11 protein-coding genes are annotated in these 13,691 nt (G+C 35.6%); 5 read left to right on the forward strand and 6 right to left on the reverse strand.

All coding sequences use genetic code 11. The features are described from left to right. Window positions 1-227: 227 nt before the first annotated feature. The gene (locus tag P5P90_RS11175) at window positions 228-1,277 is read left to right on the forward strand and encodes a LacI family DNA-binding transcriptional regulator (protein WP_278034761.1); all 1,050 of its coding nucleotides are present in this window, start codon (window positions 228-230) and stop codon (window positions 1,275-1,277) included. Between the two features lie 65 nt (window positions 1,278-1,342). Here the strand turns inward: P5P90_RS11175 and polA are convergent, their stop codons facing one another. The 3 genes from polA to P5P90_RS11190 all read right to left on the reverse strand — a co-directional run bounded on the left by polA (window position 1,343) and on the right by P5P90_RS11190 (window position 5,087). Continuing rightward, window positions 1,343-4,186 (reverse strand): DNA polymerase I, encoded by a 2,844-nt coding sequence (gene polA, locus P5P90_RS11180; RefSeq protein ID WP_278034762.1) that lies wholly within the window; start codon window positions 4,184-4,186, stop codon window positions 1,343-1,345. 389 nt (window positions 4,187-4,575) lie between these two features. After that, the gene (locus P5P90_RS11185; protein ID WP_278034763.1) at window positions 4,576-4,899 is read right to left on the reverse strand and encodes a hypothetical protein; all 324 of its coding nucleotides are present in this window, start codon (window positions 4,897-4,899) and stop codon (window positions 4,576-4,578) included. Continuing rightward, window positions 4,887-5,087, reverse strand: a complete 201-nt coding sequence (locus tag P5P90_RS11190; protein ID WP_278034764.1) for a hypothetical protein — start codon at window positions 5,085-5,087, stop codon at window positions 4,887-4,889. Before P5P90_RS11190 ends, P5P90_RS11185 begins: the two co-directional genes overlap by 13 nt. Window positions 5,088-6,279: 1,192 nt before the next feature. Between P5P90_RS11190 and ltrA the strand changes: the two genes are divergently transcribed. Further along, window positions 6,280-7,542, forward strand: a complete 1,263-nt coding sequence (ltrA, locus tag P5P90_RS11195; RefSeq protein ID WP_278034765.1) for a group II intron reverse transcriptase/maturase — start codon at window positions 6,280-6,282, stop codon at window positions 7,540-7,542. Between the two features lie 102 nt (window positions 7,543-7,644). On the opposite strand, the gene P5P90_RS11200 is transcribed toward ltrA, so the two are convergent. Then, window positions 7,645-9,882 (reverse strand): TonB-dependent receptor family protein, encoded by a 2,238-nt coding sequence (locus P5P90_RS11200; protein ID WP_278034766.1) that lies wholly within the window; start codon window positions 9,880-9,882, stop codon window positions 7,645-7,647. A gap of 89 nt (window positions 9,883-9,971) precedes the next feature. Next, window positions 9,972-10,799 carry a helix-turn-helix transcriptional regulator gene (locus tag P5P90_RS11205; protein ID WP_278034767.1) on the reverse strand — a complete coding sequence of 276 codons (828 nt, stop codon included), beginning with the start codon at window positions 10,797-10,799 and terminating at the stop codon, window positions 9,972-9,974. Between the two features lie 48 nt (window positions 10,800-10,847). On the opposite strand from P5P90_RS11205, the gene P5P90_RS11210 reads away from it, so the two are divergent. Continuing rightward, a complete protein-coding gene (locus P5P90_RS11210) occupies window positions 10,848-11,195 on the forward strand; it encodes a transposase (protein ID WP_278034768.1) in 348 nt (115 codons plus the stop codon). A 194-nt stretch (window positions 11,196-11,389) separates the two neighbouring features. Here the strand turns inward: P5P90_RS11210 and P5P90_RS11215 are convergent, their stop codons facing one another. Then, the gene (locus tag P5P90_RS11215; protein WP_278034769.1) at window positions 11,390-11,830 is read right to left on the reverse strand and encodes a DUF3805 domain-containing protein; all 441 of its coding nucleotides are present in this window, start codon (window positions 11,828-11,830) and stop codon (window positions 11,390-11,392) included. 253 nt (window positions 11,831-12,083) lie between these two features. Between P5P90_RS11215 and P5P90_RS11220 the strand changes: the two genes are divergently transcribed. Both P5P90_RS11220 and P5P90_RS11225 read left to right on the forward strand, forming a co-directional pair. Then, complete coding sequence (locus P5P90_RS11220; protein ID WP_278034770.1) at window positions 12,084-13,313, forward strand: metallophosphoesterase; 1,230 nt, start codon at window positions 12,084-12,086, stop codon at window positions 13,311-13,313. An 81-nt stretch (window positions 13,314-13,394) separates the two neighbouring features. Then, a complete protein-coding gene (locus P5P90_RS11225) occupies window positions 13,395-13,691 on the forward strand; it encodes a thioredoxin family protein (protein ID WP_278034771.1) in 297 nt (98 codons plus the stop codon).

Below are 13,691 nucleotides of genomic sequence, written 5' to 3' on the forward strand. Positions count from 1 at the left end.
TTTATTTTGTTTTAGAGGCCTTCTTTTTTATAATTAGACTTGGTGCTTCGGTCTTAAAATTATCTTACATTTGATTTCAAAAATAATTTGATTACCTTGCATTCTTGCTGTATATAGAAGGAAGGGTGAAAATTATTCTTTTTCAAGCCCATTGTTTCTTGAATTTAAACAAATTTTCACTTTATTTTTCAAGCTAAACAACAAATAATTAAGACAATATATTCAATATGAAAGTTAAAGCTACACTGAAACAAATTGCCAAAGAACTCAATGTTTCTGTTTCTACAGTTTCTAAAGCACTGAATGATAGTCCAGAGATTAGTAATCAAACTAAGGTTAAGATTAAGGAGTACGCTAAACTTAAAAATTACAAACCTAATATTATTGGGTTAAATTTAAAAAACAGAAAAACCAGAACGATTGGTGTTATTATACCTAACATTATGAATTCTTTTTTTGCTAAAGTGTTTAGTGGTATTGAAAAAGTTGCCGATCAAAAAGGGTATAATGTGATTACTTGTATCTCTAACGAATCTATTGTAAAAGAAATCAACACACTCGAAATGTTGAGTAATGGAACAACTGATGGTTTTATTCTGTCGGTTTCTGAGGAAGCTCAAAAACTTCATGATTATTCTCATTTTACGGATATCATTAATGAAGGTACCCCAATTGTCATGTTCGATCGTATTGCCGAAGAGGTCGAATGCGATAAAGTAGTGGTAGACGATTATGATTCGGCAATTAATGTAACCCAACGTTTAATTGATACAGGTTGTAAAAATATTGCGCTAATTTCTTCGGTAGATGATTTAAGTGTGGGTAAACTAAGAACCGAAGGTTATTTAAAGGCTCTAGCAAATAACGGAATGGAACTGAATGAAAATATCATTCTTCGTACCAATTCGGAAGAGGATATGAAGAAAAGAATCGAAGCCATTTTTGATAATAACACTATAGATGGAGTTTTTGCACTTGATGAGCGCGATTCGGTAGCGGTATTAAAGTTAGCGATAAAAAAAGGATATAAAATTCCAGAAGAACTTTCTATTATTGGGTTTGCCGATGGAATTTTAGCTTCTCGAAGATTGACACCAAGTTTAAGTACCGTAAGCCAACACGGCGTAGAAATTGGCGAAGTAGCGGCCAAATTACTCATTGACCGCTTAGAAGCCGATGAAGAAAACGAAGCACCTTACCAAACCGTCGTTATTAAAACGAATCTGAAAGAAAGAGAATCATCCAGAACCAAAAAAAAATCCATTTCTAAGAAATAAAGAAATGGATTTTTTATTTTTTGAGGCTGCTGAAATCTGAATTCTACAATCTGCAATCTAAAATCTTAGTGTGCTTCCAGCCAGTTTTTCCCCATACCTAAATCCACCACCAAAGGAACTTCCAGTTTAAAAGCATTTTCCATTTCGTGTTGAATCATCGGTTGGATACGTTCTAATTCCGAGTTGTGAACATCAAATACCAACTCATCATGTACTTGCAATAACATTTTCGATTTCCAGTTTTCTGAAACCAATTTGTTATGAATATTAATCATTGCAATTTTGATAATATCTGCAGCCGAACCCTGAATAGGAGCATTCACCGCATTTCGCTCGGCACCACCACGAACAATAGCATTTTGTGAATTGATATCTTTCAAATACCTACGACGTCCTAAGATGGTTTGTACATAACCATGATCTCGTGCAAAATCAATTTGCTCAGTGATGAAAGACTTCAATCTTGGATAAGTTTTATAATAAGCCTCAATCAAATCGGCGCTTTCCGAACGGGATAAACTCGTTTGATTGGATAGTCCAAATGCCGAAACTCCGTAGATAATTCCAAAGTTGACTGTTTTAGCATGGCTACGTTGTTCACGCGTTACTTCATCCAGAGGTACATTGAAAACCTTAGAAGCCGTCGATTTGTGAATGTCTTCGTTGTTTTGGAAAGCCTTAATCATATTTTCTTCACCACTTAACGCTGCAATTACACGCAATTCAATTTGAGAGTAATCGGCAGAAACTAAGGTGTAATTTTCATCGCGGGCAATAAAGGCCTTTCGAATTAATCTTCCTCTTTCGGTACGAATAGGAATGTTTTGTAAGTTCGGGTTATTCGAACTCAAACGTCCCGTTGCGGCTACCGTTTGCATATAATCGGTATGGATGCGACCTGTTTTGTTATCAACTTGGTTGGGTAATGCGTCAATATAAGTACTTTGTAATTTCACCATTTGGCGCCATTCTAATATGTCACGTACTATTTCGTGTTCGTTTGCTAAGTAACTTAATACCTCTTCACCGGTTGCGTATTGGCCAGTTTTGGTTTTCTTTTGTTTGGCACCGCCAATTTTCAATTTGTCAAACAAAATATCACCCAATTGTTTTGGAGAAGCCAGATTGAATTTTTCTCCAGCCTTTTCGTATATTTTTTGTTCGAATGCGTTAATCTCTTTTTGCATTTCTACCGACATTTCTTTTAGGAAAGGAACGTCCAGTTTGATTCCTTCGGTTTCCATAGCAGCCAACACAGGCACAAGCGGAATTTCGATTTCGTCAAATAATTTTTGAGTGGCTGTTTTTTCTAATTCGGTAGCAAAAAGCTCTTTCAGTTGGAAAGTTACATCAGCATCTTCAGCAGCATATTCCTTGATATCTTCTAGGTCGACATCACGCATTGATTTTTGGTTTTTACCTTTTTTGCCAATTAAATCTTCGATGGATTTTGGTGAATATTTTAAATACGTCTCTGCCAGAATATCCATATTATGACGCATATCTGGATTAATCAAGTAATGCGCAATCATAGTATCAAATAATTTTCCAGCTACGCGAATACCATAACTTGATAATATTTTTAAATCGTATTTGATGTTCTGACCGATTTTTTCAATTTCTGAATTTTCAAAAAACGGTTTGAATTTTTCTGCCAAAGCTTGCGCTTCTTCCTGGTTTTCCGGAAACGGAACATAAAAACCTTTGCCTTTTTCATAAGAGAAAGACATACCTACTAATTCGGCATGCAAGGCATCCAATCCTGTAGTTTCGGTATCAAAACATACGGAAGTTTGTTTTTGTAAATTTTGCAACAGCAAGCGAATACCTAAATCACCTTGAACCACTTGGTACGAATGTGGTGTGTTTTCAAGTGTGTTGTAAAATTGCGTATGCGCCACTTCGGCATCCTGTCCCGGCGTAGTTGCCGAGAACAAATCAAATTGATCCTCGTTTTTGGGCTGCGGTTTTTTGTATAATTTGGCTTCGTCAATCGCTGGTCCTTCAGTCTGAGCTGGCGAAGGATTTTTGAAGATAGCATCAAACTGTTCTGCCATTCTTCTAAATTCCAATTCGTTAAACAAAGCATCTGTTTTTTCAACGTCTGGTTTTGAAAGTTCGTAATCTTTCTCGTCAAATGTTACTGGGCAATCCAGTAGGATAGTGGCTAATTTTTTAGACAATAAACCCAATTCGGCATTGGCTTCAATTTTATCTTTGATAGCACCTTTTAATTGGTGTGTATTCGCCAAAAGATTTTCCAGCGAACCGTATTCAGCCAGGAATTTTTTAGCGGTTTTTTCACCCACACCCGGTAATCCTGGAATATTATCGGCAGAGTCGCCCATCATGCCCAGATAGTCAATTACTTGTTCCGGTCTTTCGATTTCAAATTTTTCTAAAACCTCAGGAATTCCCCAGATTTCGATGCCGTTACCCATACGGGCTGGTTTGTACATAAAAATATTTTCGGTCACTAATTGGGCAAAATCCTTATCCGGAGTTACCATGTACACCTTGTAATTTTGTTGTTCGGCTTGTTTGGCAATTGTCCCAATCAAGTCATCCGCTTCGTAACCTGCCACTTCAATAATAGGAATGTGCATGGCTTTAAGCAAAGCCTGAATGTAAGGAACCGCAATTTTAATTGCTTCCGGAGTGGCATCACGATTGGCTTTGTATTCTGGGAACAATTCGTTGCGCAAATCACTACCGCCCTTGTCAAAAGCTACTGCCAGATGGTCTGGCTTTTCACGCTTAATTACATCCATTAATGAATTCATAAATCCCATAATGGCCGAAGTGTCCATGCCCTTAGAATTAATTCTAGGATTTTTAATAAAGGCATAATAACCTCTAAAAATTAAAGCATAGGCATCGAGTAGAAAAAGACGTTTTTGAGCTGACATAATTATAGTATTTGGATGTAAAAATAAACAAAGCTTTTTAAAAACACTTCATTTAATCTAATTGTTGATTTGGTTATTCGAGACTTTTCACAATCTTGTCATTTCGACGAAGGAGAAATCTCATCCAGTAACTCTACAAAGATTGGTTTTTACAACTGATTTTTTATGGGCGTGCCCTCGTTGCGGAATGTTTTGTGGTTTTAGAAAAATGATAACAGCAACGAGGTCGTGCTATTCGTTGCAAGTCCTCAACAAGTTGCGCTGACGCTACACTTGTTTGCGGGCTTTCCACTGCTATCACTCACGCAGTTAAAAGTTAGTAATGAATTAACTGTTTAGTGAGTTATTGCGAGGAACGAAGCACCCGAGCGGGGAAATTTTAAAATCACTTATAAAAACTGTGCTATTTCAGTATGATTGTTTGATATATAAGTTATTAAGTAAGTGTTTTTTCTTCGTTCAAAGAAAATATACCATGTTGTTCTTGGGTTGCTTTTGTAAAAAATATAGTTAGAGCCTAAATTGTATAACTCTAAGGGAGTTGGTTTTGAGGGGAAAGAGCTTATATTGACCTCAATAAAATCAATTATTTTGTCTTTGTATGCGATTGCATTTTCAAGGTAGCTAAAATAATTATCGTTGTAAAGAATCAGGATGAGTTCGTTGATGTAATTTTCAACTTCAGGTTTATAGAAGATTTTTATTTCTTCCATTCTAATGACTTTAAAAAATCAGAAGTTCTTTTTTTAAGTTCATCAGCTGTAATGGCAGTATTTATTTCTTTGTCAATATCAAAAGAAGTTTGGTGTTTTCTATAATTGTCAATTTGATCAATAATAGTTTTGTCCTCAATAGAGGATAACCATTTTATCAATTCATTTTTTTTGGAAGTAACATTCATAAATACAATGATTTATTCAAAGATACGACTAATTTTTATTTTTTTGATGTGTTTGTTTTCGCAATCTTGTCATTTCGACGAAGGAGAAATCTCATCAAGTTATTCAATAAAGATTGGATAAAAGTGGCACACGAAAGGATTGACTTCGTCGAATTTTATTTCGTGAGGTAGCGCGGGGCTTTAAGGTATGGTCTTGTTTTTTATTTGCTCACTGTTGTGGGCACGGATTACAAATCCGCGCTATCGGGTAGCCAAAACCCAATTCCCCGTGAAAGTTGATTTTATGGGTAAGGGAACTTATGCCCTAAGGTGAAGGAAAACACGACAAAACCATCTTTGAAACCACTTCAAAAAAAAGAGGACACTAAATCCTCTTGAAATTCTCTATCAAAACTTTACGATAACTCCATAGTTGTGGAATGGCAGCGGTTCTCCCGATAATTATCGGGACAAGCTGTTCAACACGGGCTTCATTGTTCGTGCTTCGCACGCAACGAATCCCTTGCTGTTGTGCGTTCGTTGTGCGTTCGGCGTGTGTCCTGCGTTGCCTTAGGATACGAAGATATAAAAGTTCTTTGAAAAGGCAACATAACTTTATTAGAGATGATAGGCTTTATGAGGGTTCAGAAACGAGCCACGCCAAGAAGCGTGGAGGACTCACAAAGGATTGCGAGTAAAGAATTGGACTATCGGATAGGACTTTCAGGAGTTGTTTTCAAACCGCCTTGAGGTGCTGAATTAAAGAGATTTGGTATTGAGCGTCAAGGTCAAAGCAGTGCCAACGTTTGTATGTTGAGTAGCTGTATGGTGCGGTTATAGGAGTTGAGCGCAAGCAAACCCTTATTGAGGTGTCGAAAATAACTTTTACTGTGTCAAAATCTATGGGGTCGGCGACCCAGCGAGACAGAGTGTAGCGGATAACCTGATTACTGGCTACACGGCACACGGCATAAAGAGGGCAAGAACTATAACCAGGCTCTAATAAGGAACAGGAGAACCAAGACTAAAATGGTAAGCAAAAATGTCAAAAATCCCAGAGCGGAAAAGGCAGAAAGTAGCAATGTTTAGTTCTTGGGGCGGATGAAGTCGTAGTAGCGAACATATCCAAAAGAGCTCCACAGAAATGTGGGGCGAGCGAAGGACTTCACTTAATTAGTTGATTTATTGTATAACACCTTAAAGCAATTTAAGTATGATTTTTAATGAACAACCCAAGTCGCAACCGATAAGTAAGTTGCAGGTACAAGAAGCTTTTAAGAGAGTAAAAGCCAACAAAGGAGCTAGTGGAGTAGATGGAGTAACCATCGAAGCAGTAACCAAAAACACTCGCAAATATCTGTACCCGATGTGGAATAGAATGGCAAGTGGCAGTTACTACCCCAAAGCAGTCAGACAGGTTTTGATACCCAAAGGCGATGGAAAAATGCGCCCATTGGGCATTCCTACCATTGTCGATAGGGTTGCCCAACAAGTAATCGCTACAGAACTGGAGCAAATTGTAGAGGAACACTTCCATCCGAGCAGTTTTGGTTATCGACCAAACAAATCGGCACACGATGCCATAGAACAATGCCGAATCAACAGTATGAAATACAGTTGGGTAATCGATTTGGACATCAAAGGGTTTTTCGACAACATTGACCACGAATTATTGCTAAAAGCAGTACAGTTTTACACACAAGAGAAACATATTTTGATGTATGTAAAACGCTGGCTCAATGCACCAGTTCAGTTAGCAGACGGAACCATCAAACACCCAGAGGGAAAAGGCACGCCACAAGGCGGAGTAATCAGTCCTGTGCTTGCCAATATCTTTATGGATATCGTGTTTGATAAATGGATAATCCAAAGAAGTCCAACGACACCTTTTCAGAGGTATGCCGATGATATTGTAATTCATTGCAAGAACATCAAGCAGGCGTTAAGATTGATGCAAGCAATAAAAGAGCGATTGCGAGATTGCAAATTGGAATTAAACCAAGAGAAATCAAAAATCGTCTATTGCCGAAGCAATCAAAAACGCCAACCTCCATTTAAGGTAAGATATCAAAAGTTCGACTTTTTAGGATATACCTTTAAGCCACGAGTAGTGAAAGAACGGGGGAAAATTAGATTAGGATTTTCGCCGGCAATGAGCCAAAAGAGTAGGAGTAGAATAGTGAAAGAACTCCAAGAAATGAATTTTCATCGATGGGTTCAATTTCCGATAAGTAAAATTGCGGAACTATTAAAACTCAAACTCCGAGGTTGGATAAATTACTATGGCAAGTTCCGAATGAGTGAAATGCGAAAGCTTTTCAAGATTTTGCATCTACGCTTGACCAAATGGATACGCAACAAATACCGTCGATTTAGAAAGAAACCTTGGTACGTAGGATATAAATACCTGCAAAAGTTATCAAGAGACTTTCCAAACTTGTTTGAACATTGGCAATACGAAGGCTTCAGACCTTAAAAGACTTGAATTAAGAAGAGCCGTATGAATCGAGAGGTTCACGTACGGTTCTGCGAGAGGTTTAGGGGTGAAACACCCCTTTACCTACTCGACTTTTTTGTCTTAAAACTCGGCTTTTAATCCTATGTTAAAACTCAAAGGCATATTAGGTCTATATCCTTGCGGAAGGTTAGCTACGATGGATTTGTTGTTAGTTATATTATTGATAGTTGCGAAAGCTGAAAAGTTTTGACTGAATTTATAATTTGCAGATACATCTATAATTAAAAATCCTGTAATTGTGTTCACATCATTATACTTTATATTATCATTTGGTACTATTGCATCACTTTGACCTGGCTTCGTTCTTGTTTCTCCTGTATATCGGCCTATAATAGTGGCATTAAATTTTTTATTTTCAATACCTATACTTGTCGTTAATAAATGAGGAGTGATAAAAGGTATTAAATCATTTTTGTTAATTGTTCCACTTCCCCAGTCGCCACCACCATTTACAAAGGTTTCTTGAAATTTCGCATCAGTATAAGTGTAGGCAATGCTAACAGGTAATTTTAAGTCTGAATTTGCATTCTTTTTGTGCAGTAAATCATATTCTATTCCAATTTCTAATCCTTGAATTTTTGCATTTCCTGCATTAAACAAATCGCCTGTACCAGCTCCGCCACCAGAAACATTGTCTGAACCTAAAATATTGTCATAGTTGTTTAAAAATCCTACAACCTGAGCATTTAATCCGCTTTTATTAAAACGATAACCCAATTCATAATTTATTGAAGTTTCTACTTTTGCTTGTCCTGTGGTAGAAGTTATAGATGGCATCCCTGGGGGTGAAAAGCCTTTGTGTACCCCACCAAAGGCACTCATATTTGGATTTAATTCATAATTTATTCCAATACCTGGCAATACAATAAATAAATCATTTTTGGCAGATTTCAAAGCTGTTCCTAGTCTAGCATTATCGGCTGTTCCATAATTTTGAAAATCAATATTTACTTTTTCATAACGAACACCAGGACTTACTTTTAATCCTTTGTAACTTAAATCATAACTTAAGAATGTAGCAAAACTTTTGGCATTTCTGATTTGGTTTTCTTTATTTCCTTTGAAACCAATTCCAGTCTGTATCAAAACTCCATTTGTCATTGTGGAGGTTGAACTTGTTGCATACCTGTCAGCTTGGTCTGTGTGATAACGAATACCTACCTGAAATTTATGGCTTATTTCATTGGTAGTGAATGAATATTGAGCATTGGTTTGTAATCCTTTTGAAAGATAAGTTCTATTAGACGCTTGCCCTTCGATAGCACCATTTGCTTTACCTGACATAATATTATATCCTTCTTGATTTGTGATTGGGTCTGCTAAAATATTGTTGATGCTTTTCCCACCAAAGGTATTGGCTCTATACCAATCTCTAAGAGTATATGAATAATATGCTGTTGTGTTAATGGCTAAATTTTTAGATGGAATGATAGTGTGATTTAATGAAAGATGATTATGTTTTAAGTCTAAAATATCATTTTGTGTCCCTGCATATCTTTTTATTGGGTTTGCTTTAAAGTCTTCATAGGTAAGTCCTAAATACGTTTCATTTCCTTCTTCGGTAGTATTTAATACTTTTAATGTTACAGATTGTGGTATTCTTACATTTTCATCTGTGTGCCAACGTAATTTTCCCATTACATCTCGTCTATCAAAACCTGTATTACCGCCATTATCTAATTTCTTAAACCCGTTGCTTGCAATACGATTTACTTCAAAAACATAATCGAAATTTTTACGACTATCTCCCACCCAAACTCTTTGTTGATTAGTACCAAAACTACCATACGATAATTGAGCAAAACCTTTAAATGTGCTTGGAATAGTTGTTGAAAGTAGATTTACTGCACCTCCGATTGTATATGGACCATATTTTATTTGACTGCTTCCTTTTAAAACCTCGATGCCCTGCATACGAGCAAAAGTTGGAAAATAGTATGCCGATGGGTCAGCATACGGTGCTGGTGCAATAAGAATACCATCCTCCATCAAAGTAATTTTCGCACTTCTGTTTACGGGTGTTCCTCTTAAACCAATGTTGGGTCTTAAACCAAAGCCTTCTTCATCTCTTACATTCACCCCGGGTATAATCCTTAGTACATTATTTACATTAGGCTGATTGAGTTTTTCTAATTTACGAACCCCAATATATTGCCCTGCCCCTGGTAATGATTTACCTTTATCTCCAATAATTGTTACTTCTTCAAGATTTCGACTTGTTAAAGTGTCCTGTGTTGATAGTTGGGCAAAGGTTGAAATACTTAAAAGCATTAATGGTAATACTAAAATTTTATTCATTATTTTATTTTTATTTAGATTTGTTATAAATTGAGTTGCAAAAGTCTAAATAAAATGAATAGTAAGTTTTAGTATTAGGGAATAGAATTTTAGAAATTGGGAATAATTGATTTGGATTGTTCCAATGGTGTAATGCCAAAATAATTTTTATATGCTTGACTGAAACTACTCAATGAAGCATAGCCCACAGCAAAGGCAATTTCTGAAATGTTTTGAGATGTGTTTTCAAGCAAATATTTGGCTTTAATCATTCTGTTTTCTTGTATAAATTCAAAAACAGTTTGATTGAAAACTTCTTTAAAGCCCTTTTTAAGATAACATTGATTTGTACCTACTGCACTTGCAATAATGGGTATTGTGATATTATTTGATAAATTATCAATAATATAATTTTTAGCCAATTGCATTTTTTCTATGACTGTTGGTTTGCTTAAAACTGCACAAGTGTCGCAACCCAACTGAAATATCAAACTACTTTTTTGAGATTGATAAAGTAAAAACAAAATGGTGCTTTCTAAAAATATTTTTTTGTGAATACCTGTCAACTTGCAATTAATCAAGTCTAAAAGTTTTGTCTGTGTGTTGCAACAAATACTTTGTTTTTCAATATTTATTTCAAGGCTTTCATTATACTTTTCAAAGTAAGTCTTTGCAAATCGTATGTTTATTAGATAATTATTGTCGGCCAAGTCAAACAGGCAGTCGTTAGCAAACAAGCCAAAAGTTAATAATATATAGGTTTGGTCTTGTGTTGTTACACAAAACGAACTGTCAATGTCAGCGTTTTGAGATATGTCTAAATAAATGTATTCGTTAACCAATTTCATTTTACAAAGATAGTAATTTGTTTGGGTGTGTCGGTCTTTAAGATTGCCTACAACGTCAGACTGTGAAAAAACCTCACAATCTACAAACAAATATAGTTTTTTATTTCTTTTGTAGAGAGAAAAATCGTATTTTTATATATGCAATATATCCAAGGAATTCCTCGCCATCAGCTACAGATAAGTAGTTTAGAAGATAAAATTACAGCAGATAATCCTGTTCGTTTTATTGAATCTTTTGTAAATCATATCGATTTTGAGAGAATAGGTTTTCCGTCCAAGGTTTTACAAAAAGAAGGTCGTCCAAGTTTTGCCATAGCAGTATTTTTGAAACTGTATTTATACGGTTATCTCAACGGCGTTCGCAGTTCGAGACGATTGGAAAAAGAATGTTTCCGTAATATCGAAGTACAATGGCTTTTGGAGGCCAAAACCCAATTCCCTGTGAAAGTTGATTTTATGGGTAAGGGAACTTATGCCCTAAGGTGAAGGAAAACACGACAAAACCATCTTTGAAACCACTTCAAAAAAAGAGGACACTAAATCCTCTTGAAATTCTCTATCAAAACTTTACGATAACTCCATAGTTGTGGAATGGCAGCGGTTCTCCCGATAATTATCGGGACAAGCTGTTCAACACGGGCTTCATTGTTCGTGCTTCGCACGCAACGAATCCCTTGCTGTTATGGGCTGGTTTTATTAAAAGCTTTTAATGAATTTATAATTTTTCCAACTTTTTCAAGTTCGGTTTCTTTTAGCTTTGTATTATTTTCGGGGTTCAATAAGAATGAACAAACAAACAATTTATTTTTATAAAATAATTGCCAATAATACATTAAACCGTCCTGAGATTTTTCTAAATACTTAAATCCAATATAACCATTTTGAGTAATAATTTTTTCGGCGTTTTTCAGACTCTTGTATTCCTTTTCAATATAATTGTCATCAATGTTTCTGTCTAATTCAATTACAGTAATTCTTAAATTACCAGTCCAATTTTCTGTATCAAAGAATGCATTTACATTTTCTTCGTCTTCGTATTCAGCCCATTTTTCTGGAAGTATTATTGAGTATCCAAATTCGGAAGTAAAAAGATTGTTCTTTGGTTGTGAATTACAACTCATAAATAAAAAAGATATTAAAAGAATTGTGTATTTCATTTCTGTATTAAACTTGCCCATAACTCATAAATATACGCAATAAACTTTCGCAAATACAGCCAAAATAGGGTAGATTGGCGCAGCTTTTATTTCGCAATATATTTTTTCAAATATATTAAATTATTCTTACAAAAAATAAAAAGATTCCGTTAAAGTTTAATTAAGTTGTTCTTTAGTAAGGGAGAGAAGTTGTTAATTTGTGTAAAAATATTTTGCAATGGGTTTTAGGTTGTTGTTTTTTATAGTTTTTCTTTTTATCATCGAATTGTATGCTTTTCAGGCTTTTAAAACAATTCTTAAAGACAAATGGTTTTTGATCAGTTATGCCGCAATTAGTGTGGCTATCTTGGTTTATATTGTGTATGGTTTTTTTAGTTTTGACCGCTCGGTGGGACAAACTAAGCAAACAATGTTTGTGATGGGCTTGATGCTGGTGGTGTATGTTCCTAAAATTGTGTTGGCGATTGTTTTGTTGACCGAAGATATTGTGCGTGTGGGGACTAGTTTAGTCAGTTATACCCTGTACAATGTGCCTCGAAACGAAATTATGCCCAGCCGACGAAAGTTTGTTAGTCAGCTAGGTTTAGGATTGGCTGCGATTCCTTTTTTGTCGCTGATTTACGGAATTACGGTTGGGAAATACAATTACAAAGTGATTAAGCAACGTATCTTTTTCCCGGATTTACCAGATGCTTTTGATGGCTTTACGATTACGCAAATTTCAGATATTCATTCGGGGAGTTTTGATGATGCTGAGAAGATTAATTACGCGATTGATTTGGTCAACGAACAAAATTCGGATCTAATTTTGTTTACTGGCGATATTGTGAATACACATGCTAAAGAAATGCATCCGTGGATTGAAACTTTTAACCGAATTAAAGCACACGAATATGGTAAATATTCCGTTTTAGGTAATCATGACTATGGTGAGTATGTGACTTGGTCTTCCCAAACGGAAAAAGACCAGAATTTCAAAGAAATTAAAGATTTGTATGGGCAAATTGGTTTTGAGTTGTTGTTGAATGAGCATAGACTTATTCAAAAAGGGGAGGACAAAATAGCCTTGGTAGGAGTGGAGAATTGGGGTAAAAATTTTAAACAGGCTGGTGATTTGAATAAGGCTTCTGAAGGATTGACTAAAGACGCGTTTAAAATATTGATGAGTCATGATCCTAGCCATTGGGAATACGAGGTTAAAAATAATGAGAAACATTTTCATTTAACACTTTCAGGTCATACGCACGGAATGCAGTTTGGGATTGAAATTCCAGGTTATTTTAAATGGAGTTTGGCGCAATATGTATATGCGCAATGGGCAGGTTTGTACGAGCATTTAGGGCGTTATGTGTATGTAAATCGCGGTTTTGGTTTTCATGCGTATCCTGGTAGAGTAGGTATTATGCCCGAAATTACAGTTATCGAACTAAAAAAGGGAATGGAGTAGCATAATTCGTGAAAAATGCTACATTTGTATGTAAGAAACAGAATTTTTTCTTAGATTTAAAAAAAATAATTCGTTGGTTTTATGTCAAAATTTGGAGAACTTATAAGTGCACATGTTCCAGTGTTAATAGATTTCTATACAGAATGGAATGAATCTTCAGTTTCTATGCATGAAGTAATAAGAGATGTTGCTGCTGCTCTAGGTGATAAAGCAAAGGTGATAAAAATTGATGTGGATAAAAATCAAGAACTAGCCGAAGCCTTACGAATTAAGGGATTGCCAACATTGATGGTGTACAAAAACGGTCAAATGGTTTGGAGGCAATCTGGAGAGTTAGATGCTAATTCGCTTATTAGCATTGTTCAAGAGCAAATTTAG

The sequence above is a fragment of the Flavobacterium nitratireducens genome (genome assembly GCF_029625335.1).
Lineage (GTDB): Bacteria > Bacteroidota > Bacteroidia > Flavobacteriales > Flavobacteriaceae > Flavobacterium > Flavobacterium nitratireducens.

What these genes read in the sequence shown, in the direction of transcription:
- P5P90_RS11225 (WP_278034771.1), top strand. Translation starts at nt 13,395, where the DNA reads ATGTCAAAATTTGGAGAACTTATAAGTGCACATGTTCCAGTGTTAATA.
- P5P90_RS11220 (WP_278034770.1), top strand. Translation starts at nt 12,084, where the DNA reads ATGGGTTTTAGGTTGTTGTTTTTTATAGTTTTTCTTTTTATCATCGAA.
- P5P90_RS11175 (WP_278034761.1), top strand. Translation starts at nt 228, where the DNA reads ATGAAAGTTAAAGCTACACTGAAACAAATTGCCAAAGAACTCAATGTT.
- P5P90_RS11190 (WP_278034764.1), bottom strand. Translation starts at nt 5,087, where the DNA reads ATGAATGTTACTTCCAAAAAAAATGAATTGATAAAATGGTTATCCTCT.
- P5P90_RS11185 (WP_278034763.1), bottom strand. Translation starts at nt 4,899, where the DNA reads ATGGAAGAAATAAAAATCTTCTATAAACCTGAAGTTGAAAATTACATC.
- P5P90_RS11210 (WP_278034768.1), top strand. Translation starts at nt 10,848, where the DNA reads ATGCAATATATCCAAGGAATTCCTCGCCATCAGCTACAGATAAGTAGT.
- polA (WP_278034762.1), bottom strand. Translation starts at nt 4,186, where the DNA reads ATGTCAGCTCAAAAACGTCTTTTTCTACTCGATGCCTATGCTTTAATT.
- P5P90_RS11200 (WP_278034766.1), bottom strand. Translation starts at nt 9,882, where the DNA reads ATGAATAAAATTTTAGTATTACCATTAATGCTTTTAAGTATTTCAACC.
- P5P90_RS11215 (WP_278034769.1), bottom strand. Translation starts at nt 11,830, where the DNA reads ATGAGTTGTAATTCACAACCAAAGAACAATCTTTTTACTTCCGAATTT.
- ltrA (WP_278034765.1), top strand. Translation starts at nt 6,280, where the DNA reads ATGATTTTTAATGAACAACCCAAGTCGCAACCGATAAGTAAGTTGCAG.